Consider the following 14,880-nt stretch of genomic DNA (forward strand, 5'->3'; position numbering starts at 1 on the left):
GGGCGGTGGGGTCGGGCGTTCGGCGGTCGGGTCGGGCGTGCGGGCGGTGGGGTCGGGCGTTCGGCGGTCGGGTCGGGCGTGCGGGCGGTGAGGTCGGGCGTTCGGCGGTCGGGTCGGGCGTGCGGGCGGTGAGGTCGGGCGTTCGGCGGTCGGGTCGGGCGTGCGGGCGGTGAGGTCGGGCGTTCGGCGGTCGGGTCGGGCGTGCGGGCGGTGAGGTCAGCCGTTCGGCGGTCGGGTCGGGCGTGCGGGCGGTGAGGCCGGGCGTTCGGCGGTGGGGTCGGGCGTTCGCTCGCGAGTCGGGCGTTCGCTCGCGACGTCGGGCGGGTGGCGACGAGGTCACGGGCGGCGCGGCCGCGAGGGGCGCCCGAGGTCACAGCCAGCCCTGCTGCCGGGCCTCGCGCACCGCCTCCGCGCGGTTGCGGGTCCCGGTCTTGCCGATCGCCGCGGACAGGTAGTTGCGGACCGTCGACTCGGACAGATGCAGCCGTCCGGCGATGTCGGCGACCGTCGCCCCGTCCACCGACGCCTTCAGCACCTCGCGCTCGCGTGCCGTCAGCGGATTCGGCCCGGCGCTGAGCGCGGCGGCGGCGAGCGCCGGATCGACCACGGTCTCTCCGCCGAGCACCCGCCGGATCGCCACGGCCAGCTCCTCCACCGGGCCGTCCTTGACGAGGAACCCGGCGGCCCCGGCGTCCATCGCCCGGCGCAGATAGCCGGGCCGGCCGAAGGTGGTCAGGATCAGCACCCGGCAGTCGGGGGCGCGGGTCCGCAGCTCGGCCGCCGCGTCCAGCCCGTTGGCGCCGGGCAGTTCGATGTCGAGGAGGGCCACGTCCGGCCGGTGGGCGAGTACGGCGTCCACGATGCCGTCGCCCGAGGACAACTGGGCGACGACCTCGAAGTCCCCCTCCATGCCGAGCAGCAGGGCGAGCGCGCCACGCATCATGCGCTGGTCCTCGGCGAGCAGGATCCGGACGGGATTGCCGGGCCGACGCTCCCGGGGCGACTCGTTCATCCGCTCAGGTTAGGCCGACGAGCGGTTCCGCGGGGGGTGCCCGGGGCACACACAAGCCGTGCGCGTCCTGGCCGGGCCCGTCAGTTCGCGCCGAGTGCCGTGGCGGTGGCCGTGCCCGCCGTCGGTTCGTCGACTCCCGCGGGGAGTTCGGCGGTGACCCGGAAGCCGCCGAGCGGTGACGGGCCGGCCGTCAGGGAGCCGCCCGCCGCCGCCAGGCGCTCGGTCAGTCCCGTCAGACCGGTGCCGCCGATGCCCTCCCGGGGGTGACCGATGGCCTTGCCGGTGCCGTCGTCGGCGACCGTCAGCCGGACCCGCTCGGCCGTGCCCTCGACGCTGATCTCGCAGCGGCCGGCATCGCTGTGCCGGACCACGTTGGTGACCGCCTCGCGCACCACCCAGCCGAGCAGCACCTCCGCTTGCGGGGCGAGCGGCGAACCGGTCTGCCGGACCACCGGCTCCACGCTCGCCGCGGACAGCGCCGAGCGGGCCCGGGTCAGCTCGGTGGCCAGACTGCCCTCGCGGTAACCGGTCACCGCCTCGCGGATCTCGGTGAGCGCCTGCCGGCCCACCGACTCGATGTCCGTGATCTGCGTCAGCGCCGCGTCCATGTCGCGCGGGGCCAGCCGCCTGGCCGCCTCCGACTTCACCACGATCACCGACAGGGTGTGCCCGAGCAGGTCGTGCAGATCCCGGGAGAAGCGCAGCCGCTCCTTCTCCACCGCTCTTACGGCCAACTCCTCGCGGGCGCCGCGCAGTTCCCGTACCGCCTCGGACAGGCCGAGGATCGCCGCGGTCACCATGCTGGAGAGAAAGGTGGCGTACCCGATGTTCGCCGCGTCCGTCCAGCCGCCCCGGACACCGCAGACGGCCGCCGCGAACGCCGAGAGCAGCAGGCCCGCGCGGCCCAGCCAGGGGCCGCGCAGGGTGGCGCCCGTCGCGAGTCCCAGCAGCGGGAAGAACATCAGCCAACTGCCGCCGTAGCCGAGGGCGAATCCCGTGGTGAGCAGCGCCATCAGGGCGAGCGCCACCCGGCTGGAGACAGACCGCCGCTTGTCCCGGTCGAAGGAGCGGAAGGTGACGTAGATGTAGAGCGAGTTGAAGCTGAGCAGGCCCAGGCCCGCGATCCAGGGGTTGGACGCCTTGCCCTGGAGCAGGTTGGAGAAGGACCCCAGGCCCATCAGCAGCCAGGGCAGCAGGGCGAACCCGGTGGGCGGCGGCCCCGGGTGGTCGACGCTCGCGTCCCCGCCGCTCCGACCGGCGGCCCGACGCGCGGCCTTGAAGCGCTCGTGCTCGGCCCGCCACCGTCTCCGTTCCACCTGCCAGGCGGCCGCCTGGCACCTCACCCGTCGCCACCATGTCATCTCGGCGTCCCCCCGATCGTATGGGCCGCGCACCCGGCGGTGCGACGGCACAGCTACGAATCGAACGGTACGAAACCGGCCGCCCTCGCGGCAGGTGCGGGTGTAGCGAATCGAGCGGTACGAATGTCACGGCACCCGGCGCGGGCACCCGAAACCCCTCCCGCGGCCGCCCAACTGACGTGGCGTCAGGTGCCTTCACAACTGTCGTGCACTGGGCTATACAGAGGGCGCCGGACTGGAACGCGTTCTAGATCGGCCCGTAGCGACCTCGGTGCGGCCGACGGTGCGGACGGCCGTGCCGGGGTCTTCGCGTCGCCACGCCTCTCGCCACGTCAGGAGCCTCATGCCCATCGACGCAGCCTTGGCCCTCGCCGCCGAACCCCGGCCCGGCGAGATCTGCTGGACCCCCAAGGACGTCCAGCTCTACCACCTCGGTATCGGCGCCGGTGTCCCCGCCATCGATCCGGACGAGCTGCGCTACACCCTGGAGTCCCGGCTGCACGTCCTGCCGAGCTTCGCCACGGTCGCGGGCTCGGGCGCGCCCGGAGTGATCAGCGGGCTGTCCCTGCCGGGCATCGAGGTCGATCTGGCGAAGGTCCTGCACGGCGGTCAGAGCCTCACCATCCACCGCCCGATCCCCACGGCCGGCACCGCCACCACCCTCGGTCGTATCGCCGCCGTCCACGACAAGGGCAAGGCCGCCGTCCTCGTCCTGCGCACCGAGGTCGCCGACGCCGACGGCCCACTGTGGACCGGCGACTCCCAGATCTTCGTACGCGGCGAGGGCGGCTGGGGCGGCGACCGCGGCCCCTCCACCCGGCTCGAACCGCCGGCCGGCGAGCCCGACCGGGTCGTCGAGCGGCCGACCCGCGAGGACCAGGCCCTGCTCTACCGACTGTCCGGCGACTACAACCCCCTGCACGCCGACCCCGAGTTCGCCAAGCTGGCCGGCTTCGACAGGCCGATCCTGCACGGGCTGTGCACCTACGGGATCACCCTGAAGGCCGTCGTCGACACGCTGCTCGACGGCGATGTGGCCCGGGTCCGCGCCTACCGCACGCGATTCGCGGGGATCGTCCACCCGGGGGAGACCCTGCGTATCCGCATGTGGCGCGAGGAGGGCCGGGTGCGGGCCGAGGTGAGCGCCGTGGAGCGGGACGACGCGCCGGTCCTCGCCGACACCGTCGTCGAGCACGCCTGACCCGGCGACACCCGGCGGCCGGATGCCACCACCTCACCCGACGGTTCACACCCCCAGTCCCGCCCCGCAGTCATCCCCACAGCCATCCGTCCAGCCACCTTTCGAGGGGAGCCGCACCATGCGCGCAGCCGTACTGCACGAGATCGGACAGGAGAAGCTGGAGGTCCTCGACGACATCGAGGCGGTGGGATTCGGCCCCGGCAAGGTCCGGGTCCGGATGCGCGCCACCGGGCTGTGTCACTCCGACCTGTCGGCGATGAGCGGGGTACTGCCCCAGCCGGCCCCCTTCGTACCCGGCCACGAGGGCGCCGGCGAGATCATCGAGGCCGGCGAGGGCGTACGGCACCTGAAGCCCGGCGACCGCGTCGTCATCTGCTGGCTGCCCGCCTGTGGCGCCTGCCCGGCCTGCCGGCGCGGTCAGACCGAACTGTGCCTGGCCGGGTTCATGAACGCGGGCACCCCCAACTTCAAGCGCTCCGGCGGTGACGTCTTCGGATTCGCGGGCACCGGCACCTTCGCCGAGGAGGTCGTGGTCGACGCCGGCTGCGCCGTGCCCATCCCCGAGGACGTGCCCTTCGACATCGCCGCGCTGATCGGCTGCGGGGTGACGACCGGACTCGGCGCCGCGCTCAACACCGCCGATGTGCAGGCCGGTTCGTCGGTCGCCGTCATCGGCTGCGGGGGCGTCGGCATCTCCGCGGTCCAGGGGGCGCGGCTGAGGGGTGCCGCCGAGATCGTCGCCGTCGACCCGGTCGCCTCCCGGCGCGAGTCCGCGCTGGCGTTCGGTGCCACCCGGGCCGTCGCGCCCGAGGAGCTGGCCGACGCCAGGCAGCAGGTCACCGGCGGTGAGGGCTTCGACTACGTCTTCGAGGTCGTCGGCAGATCCGCCACGGCCCGCACCGCCTACGAGCACACCCGCCGCGGCGGCACCCTCGTCGTGGTGGGCGCCGGCGCCGTGGACGACCATCTGCGGCTCAGCATGTTCGAGCTGTTCTTCGACGAGAAGCGCATCCTGCCGTCCATGTACGGCGGCGGGGACGTGCTGCGCTCCTACGAGCGCACCATCGCCCTGTGGCGGGCCGGCCGCATCGACCTGGCCGGCCTGATCACCCACCGGGTACGGCTGACGGAGATCAACGAGGCACTGGACCAGATGCGCACCGGGACCGCCCTGCGTACCTGCATCGAGATCTGAGGACGGAGCGGAATGTCACTGCCACTGGAGGGGCTGTCCGCCGTCGTCACCGGGGCGGGGCGCGGGCTCGGCCGGGCCGAGGCCCTGGAACTGGCCCGGCTCGGCGCGGCCGTCGTCGTCAACGACTACGGGCAGCCCGGCCGCGACGGCACCGGCGAGGCCTCGGCGGGCCCCGCCGAGCGGGTCGCCGCCGAGATCCGGGACCTGGGCGGCCGGGCCGTCGCGCACACCGGGGACATCGCCGACTTCCAGCAGGCCCGCGCCCTGATCGAGCTGGCCGTCGGCGAGTTCGGCGCGCTGGACGTCCTCGTCAACAACGCCGGCATCCTGCGCGACCGCATGGTCTTCTCCATGACCGAGGACGAGTGGGACACGGTGATCCGCGTCCACCTCAAGGGCCACTTCAACACCACGCGCTTCGCCGCCGCGCACTGGCGGGACCGGTCGAAGGCGGCCGGGGCGGCGGTGTACGGGCGGATCGTGAACACCTCCTCGGAGGCGTTCCTCGCCGGCTCGGCGGGCCAGCCCAACTACGCGGCGGCGAAGGGCGGGATCGTCGGTCTCACCACCTCCACCGCCCTCGCCCTCGCCAAGTACGGCGTCACGGCCAACGCGATCTGCCCGCGCGCCCGGACCCGGATGACCGAGGACGTCTTCGCGGGCTTCGCGACCCCGGCGCAGGGGATCGATCCGCTCGCCCCCGAGCATGTGGCCCCGCTCGTCGGCTACCTGGCCTCACCGGCCGCCGCCCGGGTCAACGGCCAGCTGCTCGTGGTCCACGGCGGCCTGGTCGCCGTCATGGAACGGCCCCGGGTGCGGGTGAGGTTCGACAGCGAGAAGGAGACCTTCACCTACGACGAGCTGGACGCGCTGCTCACCCCGCACTACGCGGACCGGCCGCCGGGGGAGACCTTCGCGGCGGCGGAGGTGCTGGGACTCAAGCGGGAGGTCCGGTAACGGGAAGAGGGGGTGCCGGTCGGGCACCCCCTCCTCCGCCGTGGTCCGTCAGGCAGCGGCCTCGGGCCTCTCCTGGGCCGGCTTGCGGTGCCGGCCGTGCGGTGCCGCCTCGTTCTCCTGGGCCGCGACCTGCCCCCGGTGCCGGCCGTGGCCGGAACCGTAGGCGTCGAGGGACCCGTAGGACCCGGTGGACCCGTAGGAGTCGGTGGACAGCTTCTCCATCGTGCTGGTGTCGCTCATCGGACGTATTCACCCCGTCAACATGATCTTTCGTACAGCCGAGCGAGTGTAACCGGCGGACCACGGGCCGAATCCAGGCGCACACGCCGACCGGCACTACTTCGTTACAAGACGTCCCAGGGGCGCCTGCTGCAGCGGTACCGGGCGCGCCGGCAGCGGCTGCGCAGGGCTCGGTTCCGGAGCTTGCCCGGGCGCCTCGGGCACCTTGGCGGGGGCGCCTTCCAAGGCCGGGCCCTGCCCGCCCGCCGTCCTCGACTCCCCCTGGAACGCGGGGAGTTCCAGCACACCGCACGGAGTGTCCCGGGTGGCGTACGGCAGCCGGAGCGCCCCTTCCCGCGTCCACAGTCCGGTGCCCGCCAGCCATCCCTCGGGCACCGGCAGATACGTCAACCGCCGCTCGGCCGGGCGCCAGATGCCCACCCAGGTGCCGAACGCGCCGTCCACGCGCAGCGCCACCCCGCAGTTCTCCGGCATCAGCACCTGCCCCGGCTGGATGGCGAACGGCGTCACCGCGCGGTCCGGCAGACGCAGGCACTCCGGGAAGCGCACCGGCAGCGTGCTGCCGACGACGCCCCAGCCCAATCGTTCCTGCCCCGGCGAGGGCGCGTCGGAGGAGATCAGCAGCAGCCCGCTGTCGGGGTCGGCGAGCAGCAACCGGTCGTCGCTGTGCTCCGCGATCTGCAGCAGGGGCGAGACCTCGCCGCGCTCCAGGTCCACCACGACCGTCTTGGTGCATCCGTCCAGCTCCCGGTCGAGCGCCAGCATCCGCCCGGCGCCGTCCAGCCAGCCCCCGCCCGAGCAGCGCCCCGGCACCTCGGCGAGCCGTTCCGGCCCGAACGCCCCGCCCGCCACCAGCCACACCACGCTGGAACGCGGGCCGACGGCGAGGGCGTAGGCCCGCAAGCCTCCCGGCGCCGGCGGCAGCAGCGTGAGCCGGTCGCCGGACCCGGGGCACTCCACCCCGCCCAGCGGCAGCTCGCCGGTAGCGGGACCGGTCGGATACAGCAGCGAGAAGAGGTGCCGTCGCTCCGCCAGCCGGTGGATCAGCACCCGGCCGTCGCCCAGCGGCTGCACCTCGGTGCCGGGCTCCTCCGGCTGGTTGCCGGGCAGCGGCACCGCGTACGGCTCCGGGCCGTCGAGCGTCCAGCGCTCGGGGAACCAGGAGTCACCGTCCAGCGCGAGCCGGGCGCCGTACGCGCCGTCCACCGTGAGGACGCACGCCGCCGCCGGACCGCCGCCGTCCGCGCCGGGACCCTCGGTCGAAGGGGGTTCGATCGCACAGGCCGTCATGGTTCGGTCACCTCCGGCGACGAAGCTAGTTTTCGCACGCGCGGGCGTGGGACCGGCCGTCTCCCGCTTCACACGTAAGGGTGGCGCAGAAGCGATTCTTCGGTGGAGAGCGGGAGCGTTGTGCTGAACGGGGCCCCGGGGGACCGCCGGCTCGGCGGCCGGCCGGGAACGGCCCGGGCCGGACCCGGTACGGCCCCGGCGAACAGCCAGGTAGCCTTTTCCCCGTGCCCCGTCTGTCTGAAGTCATCGCCGCGCTGGAGACCCTGTGGCCCGCCGAGTGGGCCGAGTCCTGGGACGCGGTCGGCACGGTCGTGGGAGACCCCGACCAGGAGGTCACCCGGGTCCTGTTCGCCGTCGACCCCGTAGGGGAGATCGTCGACGAGGCCGTGAGGCTCGGCGCCGACCTGCTGGTCACCCACCATCCGCTGTATCTGCGCGGGACGACCACGGTCGCGGCCTCCACCTTCAAGGGCCGGATCGTGCACACCCTGGTCAAGCACGACATCGCGCTGCACGTCGCCCACACCAACGCCGACAGTGCCGACCCGGGCGTCTCGGACGCCCTCGCCGGCGCCCTCGGCCTGCGTGTCGTACGGCCCCTCCTGCCGGACCCCGCCGACCCCGAGGGCCGCCGGGGCCTTGGCCGGGTCTGCGAACTCGACCACCCGCTCACCGTGCGCGAACTGGCGGCCCGCGCCGCCGAACGGCTGCCGGCCACCGCGCAGGGCATCCGGGTGGCCGGCGACCCCGAGGCCGTCGTCCGCACGGTCGCCGTCAGCGGCGGCTCCGGCGACAGCCTCTTCGACCAGGTCCGCGCGTCCGGTGCCGACGCCTTCCTCACCGCCGACCTGCGCCACCACCCGGTGAGCGAGGCCGTCGCCCACAGCCCCCTCGCGCTGCTCGACGCGGCGCACTGGGCCACCGAGTGGCCCTGGTGCGAGCTGGCCGCAGCCCAGCTCGACGAAATCTCCGACCGCCACGGCTGGGACCTGCGCGTACACGTCTCGAAGACGGTCACCGACCCATGGACCAGCCATTCCCCTTCACTTGGAGCCCCCAACTGAACGCCGCGCCCGCCGACCAGATCCGACTCCTCGACGTCCAGGCCCTCGACGTCCGCCTGCAGCAGCTCGCGCACCGGCGGAGGTCCCTGCCGGAGCACGCCGAGATCGAGTCGCTGAACAAGGACCTCACGCAGCTGCGCGACCTGCTGGTGGCCGCGCAGACCGAGGAGAGCGACACCGCCCGCGAGCAGACCAAGGCCGAGCAGGACGTGGACCAGGTGCGCCAGCGCGCCACCCGCGACCAGCAGCGCCTGGACTCCGGCGCGGTCACCTCGCCGAAGGACCTGTCCAACCTCCAGCACGAGATCGCCTCCCTCGCCAAGCGGCAGGGCGACCTGGAGGACGTGGTCCTGGAGGTCATGGAGCGCCGTGAGGCCGCCCAGGAGCGGGTGGCCGAGCTGACCGAGCGGGTCGGTTCCGTCCAGGGCAAGATCGACGACGCGACCGGCCGCCGGGACGCCGCGTTCGAGGAGATCGACGGCGAGATCGCCTCGGTGACCAAGGAGCGCGAGGTCATCGCCGGTTCCGTCCCCGCGGACCTGCTGGCTCTCTACGACAAGCTGCGCGCGCAGCAGGGCGGCATCGGCGCGGCCAGGCTGTACGCCCGCACCTGTCAGGGCTGCCGCCAGGAGCTGGCCATCACCGAGCTGAGCGAGATCCGCGCGGCCGCGCCGGACACGGTGGTCCGCTGTGAGAACTGCCGCCGCATCCTGGTGCGTACGTCCGAGTCGGGCCTGTAGGGGGCCCTGGGGTGCGGGAGTTCATCGTCGAGGCCGACGGCGGCTCGCGGGGCAACCCGGGGCCGGCCGGCTACGGCGCCGTGGTGAGCGACGCGGCGACGGGGGAGACCCTCGCGGAGGCGGCCGAGTACCTCGGCGTCGCCACGAACAACGTGGCCGAGTACCGGGGCCTCCTCGCCGGCCTGCGCGCCGCGCACGCGCTGGACCCCGGCGCGGCGGTCCACGTCCGCATGGACTCCAAGCTGGTCGTCGAGCAGATGTCGGGCCGCTGGAAGATCAAGCACCCCGACATGAAGCCGCTGGCGACCCAGGCACGGGCCGTCTTCCCGCCCGGCCGGGTCACCTACGAGTGGATCCCCCGCGACCGCAACAAGCACGCCGACCGCCTGGCCAACGAGGCGATGGACGCGGGAGCGAAGGGCGAGCCGTGGTCGCCGGCGCGCTCCCGGGCCGCCCTGGACACCCCGCCGGCCGTCCCCGAACCCGCCGGGCCGCCCGGCGACGCGGCGGCAGGCGCGGCAGCGGCCCGGGCGGCACTGACCCGCGGCCGGACGGCGGCATCGGGGGAGCGCGGTGCCGTGGCACAGGGCCGGAACGCGACGGCGGCGGTAGCCGGGGCGACCGGAGACGCGACAGGGGCAGCCGAGGCGGTCGAGGGGGCAGCTGGGACAGCTGGGGCTGCCGAGACGGCCGACATCGACACTGCGCAGACGCCTGACACGCCTGACGCGCCTGGTGCCGCTGAGACGGCTGACGCGCCTGACACGGCTGAAGCGGCCCCCGCGGTCGCGAGTGGCGGTGGCGTGCGGACCCGCCCCTCGGCGCCCGGCTGGAGCGCGGCCCCGGATCTGGGGGCGCCCGCCACCTTCGTACTGCTTCGGCACGGCGAGACCCCGCTGACTCCGCAGAAGCGGTTCTCCGGGAGCGGGGGCACGGATCCCTCGCTCTCCGAGGTGGGCCGGGAGCAGGCGCGCCGGGTGGCCGAGGCGCTGGCCCGGCGTGGCACCGTCCAGGCCGTCGTCGCCTCCCCCCTCGCCCGCACCCGCGAGACCGCCGCGATCGTCGCCGCCCGTCTGAACCTGGGCGTGACGGTCGAGGAGGGGTTGCGCGAGACGGACTTCGGCGCCTGGGAGGGGCTGACCTTCGGCGAGGTCCGCGAGCGCCACCCGGACGACCTGAACGCCTGGCTCGCCGACCCGGAGGCCCGTCCCACCGGTGGCGGCGAGAGCTTCGCCGAGACGGCCACCCGGATCGCCGCCACCCGGGACAGACTGGTCGCCGCCTACGCCGGCCGGACGGTCCTGCTGGTCACCCACGTCACCCCGATCAAGACGTTCGTGCGGCTCGCGCTCGGTGCCCCCACCGAGTCCCTGTTCCGCATGGAGCTCTCGGCGGCCTCGGTGTCGGCGGTGGCGTACTACGCGGACGGCAACGCAAGCGTCCGGCTGTTCAACGACACGTCCCACCTGCGTCCCTGAGGCCGGCGGCGGCTCGCGCCAGTCGCTCGATCCGGGCCCAGTCACCGGCGGCCACCGCGTCCGCCGGGACCATCCAACTACCGCCGACGCAACCGACGTTGGGCAGCGCCAGATACTCGGGAGCGGTCGCGGGGCCGATCCCGCCCGTGGGGCAGAAGCGGGCCTGCGGCAAGGGACCGGCCAGGGACCTCAGATAGGCCGTGCCGCCCGCCGCCTGCGCCGGGAAGAACTTCATCTCCCGCACCCCGCGCTCCAGCAGCGCGACGACCTCCGAGGTGGTCGACACCCCGGGCAGGAACGGCACCCCGGACCCGCGCATCGCGGTCAGCAGCGCGTCGGTCCACCCCGGGCTGACCAGGAACCGCGCCCCGGCCGCGACGCACGCGCCCACCTGCTCCGCCGTGATCACCGTGCCCGCGCCGACCACGGCCCCCGGTACCCCGGCGGCGATCGCCCGAATCCCCTCCAGCGCGGCCGGGGTCCGCAAGGTCACCTCGATCGCGGGCAGTCCCCCGGCCACCAGGGCCCGCGCGAGCGGTACGGCGTGGGTGGCGTCGGACAGCACCACCACGGGCACGACGGGCGCGAGATCCAGCACGGAGGCAGCCGGGGACGAGGGCAGCGGTGAGGTCATGCCCACATCGTGCCCACCGGGCACACTCCACGCAATGAGCGTTGCGCATGGTGCAACGCGTTCGCCGGCTCACCGGCTCAGTGGATCTCGTCCACCAGCACATCCAACGACCACGTCTTGCCCGCCTTGCCCGGCACCCGCGTCTCCACGGTGTACCCGAGCTCCCGCAGCGCCTCCACCAGCTCGGCGGGGTCTGCCGGGGCGGCGCCGGCCGACAGCAGGCCCCGTACCATCCGGCCCTTGGTCGCCTTGTTGAAGTGGCTGACGACCTTCCGCGTCGGCGCGTGCAGGACCCGCACGGTCGCCGTCCGCTCCGCGACCTCGCCCTGGGGCCGCCAGGCGGCCGCGTACGCGGCGGAACGCAGGTCCAGCACCAGGCCGTCCCCGGCCGCCTCGGGCAGCACCTCGGCCATCGGCGCGCGCCAGTGCCCGGCCAGCGCGCCGAGCCCCGGCAGCTTGACGCCCATCGAGCAGCGGTAGGAGGGGATCCGGTCCGTCACGCGCACCGCGCCCCACAGCCCGGAGAAGACCAGCAGCGAGTCCGCCGCGCGCCGCCGGGCCGCCGCGTCCAGCGTGGCCAGGCCGAGGGCGTCGTAGAGGACACCGGTGTAGATCTCCCCGGCCGGCCGGGCGCCCGCCGTCCGCAGCCCGGCGTTCTTGGCGACCTCGCCGCGCAGCCCCTCGCTCAGCCCGAGCACCTCGCGCGCCTTCTCCTCGTCGCCCGCGCACAGCTCGACCAGCTCGGTCAGCACGGCCTCGCGCGCGGCGGACAGCCCCGGCGACGACAACGACCCCGGCTCCAGCGGGGCGCCCTCGCCCGAGTTCGCCTTGCCTTCCGAGGGCGGCAGCAGGACCAGCAACACGTACTCCTTCACGTAGACCTCCGCGCCAGGGTACGGCGTGCCCCCGGCCCGGCCCCGGCCTACGCTCGCTGTATGCCCCGCCGCGAGATCCGTGTGACCGGCGCCGCCGAGGCACCCGTCCGGGCCGCGCTGACCGCCCTGCGCGCCACGCTCGGCACACCCGGCCGCTTTCCCCCGGAGGCCGCCGCGGAGGCCGAGCGGGCGGCGAGAGCGCCTGTCCTGCCGTCGTACGACGCGACGGACATCCCCTTCTTCACCCTGGACCCGCCCGCCTCCGCCGACCTGGACCAGGCCACCCACCTGTCCCGGCGGCGCACCGGCTACCGGGTCCGGTACGCCATCGCCGACGTCGCCGCCTTCGTCGCCCCCGGCGAAGCCCTGGACGCCGAGGCGCACCGCCGGGTCAACACCCTGTACTTCCCCGACGAGAAGGTGCCGCTGCACCCCACCGTGCTCAGCGAGGGCGCGGCCAGCCTGCTGCCCGACAGGACCCGGCCGGCCGTGCTGTGGACGATCGACCTGGACGCGGAGGGCCGGACCACCGCCGTCGACGTGCGCCGGGCCCTGGTCCGCAGCCGCGCCAAGCTCCACTACGCGGGCGTGCAGAAGGACATCGACGCGGGTACGGCCGAGGAACCCGTCGCGCTGCTCGAGGAGATCGGCAGGGCGCGGGAGCGGCTGGAGGCCGAGCGGGGCGGCATCTCCCTCGACGTTCCCGAGCAGCAGATCACCGAGCACGACCACACCTACGAGCTGAGCTATCGCGCCCCCCTGCCCGCCGACGGCTGGAACGCCCAGCTCTCCCTGCTCACCGGCATGGCCGCCGCCGGACTGATGCTCGCCCAGGGCACCGGCATCCTGCGGACGCTGCCGTCCGTCCTGCCCGGCGGGGCCGCCCCCGCCCAGGCGAACGGGAGACTGGGAGACGTGGCCCGGCTGCGCCGTACCGCGGCCGCCCTGCGCATCGACTGGCCGCACCACGTGTCGTACGTGGCCCTGATCCGCGGGCTCGATCAGCGGGACCCGCGCCACGCGGCCTTCCTCCAGGAGTGCACGACGCTGCTGCGCGGAGCGCGGTACACCCCCTTCCGCGGCGGGGTGCCACCCGCGCTCACCACGCACGCCGCCGTCGCCGCCCCCTACACCCACTGCACCGCGCCGCTGCGCCGGCTGGTCGACCGCTACTCCTCCGAGCTCTGCCTGGCGGCCGTCGCCGGCCGGGCCCCGCCCGAGTGGGTGTCCGCCGCCCTCGACGCGCTGCCCCGCGAGATGGCCGAGGGCGCCCAGCGCGCGGCCACGGCCGAGCGGGCGTGCGTGGAGATCGTCGAGGCCGTCCTGCTCAAGGACCGGGTCGGGGACGTCTTCGACGGCTGTGTGGTGGACGTCGACGAGCACCGGCCGACCCTGGGGACCGTACAGGTGCGCACCCCGGCGGTCATCGGCCGTATCGAGGGCGAGCGGCTGCCGCTCGGCGAACGCCTGCGGGTCCGGCTGACCGAGGCCGACCCGGCGAAGGCGAGCATCGCGTTCACCCCGGCGTGAGCGCGGTGCGCGCCGGCCCGCGCGGGGGCCCCGGGCCGGCGCACCCGGGCTCGGCGAAGTCGGCTCGTTCCAGGCAGGTGAACGCGAGGTCCTGGAGCGGGCCGCCGCGGCCCTGGGCGCGGGCGCGCAGCCGGGGGCCGTCGGCGAGCTCGGGCGGCGGGGCGCGGCCGCGGCGCGGACGGTCCGCGAGCCGGGTGCCGTCGGAGGGGTCCAGGCGATGCGCCGGCCGAGGCGGGCGTCCCGGACCTGTCCGGTCGCGGCCGGGTCCGCGGGGCGTCGCGCGCCCGGTACCATGGTCGATACGGCAGACGAGCCGGGCGGGCGGCCGCGTGGAGTCCCCTAGGGGGCTTCCCGAGGAACGTCCGGGCTCCACAGGGCAGGGTGGTGGCTAACGGCCACCCGGGGTGACCCGCGGGACAGTGCCACAGAAAGCAGACCGCCGGGGACCTCGGTCCTCGGTAAGGGTGAAACGGTGGTGTAAGAGACCACCAGTGCCCAGGGCGACCTGGGCAGCTAGGTAAACCCCACCCGGAGCAAGGTCAAGAGGGGCGCCGTGAAAAGCGCCCTGCGCGGACGTTCGAGGGCTGCCCGCCCGAGTCCGCGGGTAGACCGCACGAGGCCGGCGGCAACGCCGGTCCTAGATGGATGGCCGTCGCCCCGGCGCCCGCGAGGGCACCGGGGAACAGAACCCGGCGTACAGCCCGGCTCGTCTGCCGCCTAGGGCTTGTAGCCAGCGAAAGCGCAGGTCAGACCCCGCTTTCTCGCGTGTGGCGGCCCTTGCTGGCCCCGGTCCGCACGGGTTCAAACCGGATCGCACGGCTACATACGGAGCCAGAAAAGTAGCCGCGCCTCGTGGGTTGGCGTCGGCGGGGCTGGCTCACCTTCTCGTAGCTATTACTCGGTGCTTCCGGGTGGTGTGGGGTGATCCGGCGGCGGTGGATCGGTCGTCTTCGGTCACAGGAGCCGCGGAGCGGCTAGTCGTCTGAGGGCGGGCGGTCCAACCTCCGACAGCCCGTCGACTGGCAGGACACCAGCTACGAGTGGGAGGCAGTGTAGAACTGCCGGCTCTCACCGCCCGTCGGAAGCTGAAACGCACCGAACCGGATCAGCCGCTCACGGAGCGCCTCAACGTGCGCAGCGTTTCGTGCCTGCGCGAGGTGCGCGACCTGCTGTGAGACGAGAAGCAGCTTGTGTTCTACGGACCGCCTGTTATCAGCGGGGCGTGAGCCCCTCGATTCTCTGTCTGCAACGAGCGTCACCGTGAGCGTTCTGCGTCGTTGATGCATTGCTATCAACGGGAGTT

13 protein-coding genes and 1 other RNA gene are annotated in these 14,880 nt (G+C 74.2%); 8 read left to right on the top strand and 6 right to left on the bottom strand.

All coding sequences use genetic code 11. The annotated features are described in order from the left end of the window. Positions 1–370: 370 nt before the first annotated feature. Together ACIBA9_RS37635 and ACIBA9_RS37640 are read right to left on the bottom strand one after the other, a co-directional pair. Positions 371–1,012, bottom strand: a complete 642-nt coding sequence (locus ACIBA9_RS37635; RefSeq protein ID WP_399370203.1) for a response regulator — start codon at positions 1,010–1,012, stop codon at positions 371–373. A gap of 80 nt (positions 1,013–1,092) precedes the next feature. Then, positions 1,093–2,373 carry a sensor histidine kinase gene (locus tag ACIBA9_RS37640; protein WP_399370205.1) on the bottom strand — a complete coding sequence of 427 codons (1,281 nt, stop codon included), beginning with the start codon at positions 2,371–2,373 and terminating at the stop codon, positions 1,093–1,095. Between the two features lie 343 nt (positions 2,374–2,716). On the opposite strand from ACIBA9_RS37640, the gene ACIBA9_RS37645 reads away from it, so the two are divergent. From ACIBA9_RS37645 to ACIBA9_RS37655, 3 genes are all read left to right on the top strand, one after another. Then, on the top strand, positions 2,717–3,574 hold the full coding sequence (locus tag ACIBA9_RS37645) for a MaoC/PaaZ C-terminal domain-containing protein (protein ID WP_399370206.1): 858 nt from the start codon (positions 2,717–2,719) through the stop codon (positions 3,572–3,574). A 118-nt stretch (positions 3,575–3,692) separates the two neighbouring features. Beyond that, on the top strand, positions 3,693–4,769 hold the full coding sequence (locus ACIBA9_RS37650; protein WP_399370208.1) for a Zn-dependent alcohol dehydrogenase: 1,077 nt from the start codon (positions 3,693–3,695) through the stop codon (positions 4,767–4,769). A gap of 12 nt (positions 4,770–4,781) precedes the next feature. Then, positions 4,782–5,726 carry a 3-oxoacyl-ACP reductase gene (locus ACIBA9_RS37655; RefSeq protein ID WP_399370210.1) on the top strand — a complete coding sequence of 315 codons (945 nt, stop codon included), beginning with the start codon at positions 4,782–4,784 and terminating at the stop codon, positions 5,724–5,726. A gap of 48 nt (positions 5,727–5,774) precedes the next feature. On the opposite strand, the gene ACIBA9_RS37660 is transcribed toward ACIBA9_RS37655, so the two are convergent. Continuing rightward, complete coding sequence (locus ACIBA9_RS37660) at positions 5,775–5,966, bottom strand: hypothetical protein (protein ID WP_362157213.1); 192 nt, start codon at positions 5,964–5,966, stop codon at positions 5,775–5,777. A 96-nt stretch (positions 5,967–6,062) separates the two neighbouring features. After that, a complete protein-coding gene (locus ACIBA9_RS37665) occupies positions 6,063–7,256 on the bottom strand; it encodes a hypothetical protein (protein WP_399370213.1) in 1,194 nt (397 codons plus the stop codon). A 224-nt stretch (positions 7,257–7,480) separates the two neighbouring features. Here ACIBA9_RS37665 and ACIBA9_RS37670 point away from each other — a divergent pair, with 224 nt between their 5' ends. From ACIBA9_RS37670 to ACIBA9_RS37680, 3 genes are read left to right on the top strand one after another with little or no spacing between them, the layout of a single operon-like run. Further along, the gene (locus ACIBA9_RS37670) at positions 7,481–8,320 is read left to right on the top strand and encodes a Nif3-like dinuclear metal center hexameric protein (RefSeq protein WP_362157218.1); all 840 of its coding nucleotides are present in this window, start codon (positions 7,481–7,483) and stop codon (positions 8,318–8,320) included. After that, a complete protein-coding gene (locus ACIBA9_RS37675) occupies positions 8,317–9,060 on the top strand; it encodes a zinc ribbon domain-containing protein (protein ID WP_399370221.1) in 744 nt (247 codons plus the stop codon). The genes ACIBA9_RS37670 and ACIBA9_RS37675 overlap by 4 nt, the downstream gene beginning before the upstream one ends. Positions 9,061–9,071: 11 nt before the next feature. Continuing rightward, on the top strand, positions 9,072–10,538 hold the full coding sequence (locus ACIBA9_RS37680) for a bifunctional RNase H/acid phosphatase (RefSeq protein ID WP_399370215.1): 1,467 nt from the start codon (positions 9,072–9,074) through the stop codon (positions 10,536–10,538). Here ACIBA9_RS37680 and eda read toward each other — a convergent pair. Both eda and yaaA read right to left on the bottom strand, forming a co-directional pair. Then, entirely contained in the window at positions 10,510–11,172 is a 663-nt protein-coding gene (gene eda / locus ACIBA9_RS37685) for a bifunctional 4-hydroxy-2-oxoglutarate aldolase/2-dehydro-3-deoxy-phosphogluconate aldolase (protein ID WP_399370217.1), read from the bottom strand. The two genes, ACIBA9_RS37680 and eda, sit on opposite strands and share 29 nt — an antisense overlap. A 77-nt stretch (positions 11,173–11,249) precedes the next feature. Then, positions 11,250–12,032, bottom strand: coding sequence for a peroxide stress protein YaaA (gene yaaA, locus ACIBA9_RS37690; RefSeq protein ID WP_399370224.1), 783 nt, complete (start codon positions 12,030–12,032; stop codon positions 11,250–11,252). A 75-nt stretch (positions 12,033–12,107) separates the two neighbouring features. Between yaaA and ACIBA9_RS37695 the strand changes: the two genes are divergently transcribed. Next, the gene (locus ACIBA9_RS37695; RefSeq protein WP_399370219.1) at positions 12,108–13,577 is read left to right on the top strand and encodes an RNB domain-containing ribonuclease; all 1,470 of its coding nucleotides are present in this window, start codon (positions 12,108–12,110) and stop codon (positions 13,575–13,577) included. Positions 13,578–13,886: 309 nt separating this feature from the next. Next, positions 13,887–14,290: RNase P RNA component class A (gene rnpB / locus ACIBA9_RS37700), an RNA gene on the top strand. The last annotated feature ends 590 nt before the right edge of the window (positions 14,291–14,880 follow it).

Origin of the sequence: Streptomyces sp. NPDC051452 (assembly GCF_044454765.1) — a bacterium.
In the GTDB taxonomy this organism is placed as follows: Bacteria; Actinomycetota; Actinomycetes; order Streptomycetales; family Streptomycetaceae; genus Streptomyces.